Annotated in this window: 1 protein-coding gene and 1 other annotated feature; the gene reads right to left on the bottom strand. The window is 64.1% G+C overall.

Features of this window, described 5'->3' with window-relative positions; genetic code table 11:
• Nucleotides 1-26: 26 nt before the first annotated feature.
• Nucleotides 27-1279, bottom strand: a protein-coding gene (locus tag DQP56_RS24265) for an IS3 family transposase (RefSeq protein ID WP_234825817.1) whose coding sequence is annotated in 2 segments (ribosomal slippage) — nucleotides 27-991 and nucleotides 991-1279 — 1254 coding nt in all. Because the reading frame shifts where the segments join, the coding sequence is not laid out codon by codon here.
• Nucleotides 864-992, bottom strand: a sequence feature (AL1L pseudoknot). It overlaps the preceding gene by 129 nt.
• Nucleotides 1280-1330: the final 51 nt, after the last annotated feature.

The following is a 1330-nucleotide window of genomic DNA, read 5'->3' as shown; positions in this document are numbered from 1 at the left end:
TGAATCCCCCCGGCGTTTCCGGACGCTCACGGGTTTGAGAACTCAGTGACTTTCTGGGTTCGGTGCTGACTGTAGTAGAGGGCTTCGTATTCGGCTGGTGGCATGTCGGCGCAGTAGCTGTTGATGCGACGGTGGTTGAACCAGTCCACCCATTCGAGGGTGGCGACTTCGACCTGGTCGATGGTGCGCCACGGGCCGCGGGGCTTGATCAGTTCGGTCTTGTACAGGCCGTTGATGGTTTCGGCGACGGCATTGTCGTAACTGTCACCGACCCGGCCGACTGAGGCGTCGATTCCGGCTGCGGCCAGACGTTCGGTGTAGGCGATGGAGGTGTATTGACTGCCTCTGTCGTGGTGTTGCACCAGGCCGGTCAGGTCGCTGATCCCATCGCGTTGGCGAGTCCAGATGGCGTGCTCGATCGCATCAAGCACCAACGCGCTGGTCATCGATGTCGAGGTGCGCCACCCCACGATCCGCCGGGAGTAGGTGTCGATGACGAACGCGGCGTAGACAAACCCTGACCAGGTCGACACGTAGGTCATGTCGGCCACCCACAGCCGGTTCGGTGCGGGCGGGTTGAACTGGCGCAGGACCAGATCACGGGCCCTGACGCCTTGCGGATCAGGGATGGTCGTGCGCTGAACCTTGCCCCGGTGCGCCCCGCGCAGGCCCATGTCGCGCATCAGCCGTTCCACGGTGCAGCGGGCCACTGCCACACCGTCGCGGTTGAGGGCCAGCCACACTTTGCGGGCCCCGTAGACCCCGTAGTTGCGCTCAAACACCTGCCGAATCTGGGGTTTGAGGTCCTCGTCGGCGGCAGCTCGGGCCGAGCGGCCCCGGGCATGGGCGTCGTAGTAGGTGCTCGGTGCGATCTTGACGCCGTGCGCGCTCAGCACCCGGCAGATCGGCTCGACACCGAAGCGATCCTTATTCTGGTCGATATAGGTGCAGATCAACGAGGCCGGCGGTCGAGCTCCGCCGCGAAAAAAGTCGACGCCGACTTCAGAATCTCGTTAGCCCGCTTGAGCTCCCGGTTCTCGGCTCGAAGCCTCCGCAGTTCCTCCGCCATCTCGGAGGTGACACCGGGGCGCTTGCCCGCATCGACCTGGTCCTTGCGGACCCAGCTCAACAACGTCTGCGCCGTCCCGATCCCCAGCTTGGACGCCACCGACTCGATCGCTGCCCATTCCGACGGATACTCGTGACGGACCTCGGCAACCATGCGCACCGCACGCGAACGCAACTCGGCCGGGTACCTACGCGGAGAACCTTCTGACATGACTCCATCCTTCACAAGAAGTGGAGCCTCCGGACTCACCGGGGGGATTCA

This window comes from Mycolicibacter senuensis (genome assembly GCF_003284925.1).
In the GTDB taxonomy this organism is placed as follows: Bacteria; Actinomycetota; Actinomycetes; order Mycobacteriales; family Mycobacteriaceae; genus Mycobacterium; species Mycobacterium algericum_A.
This window is presented reverse-complemented; position numbering and strand designations above follow the sequence as displayed.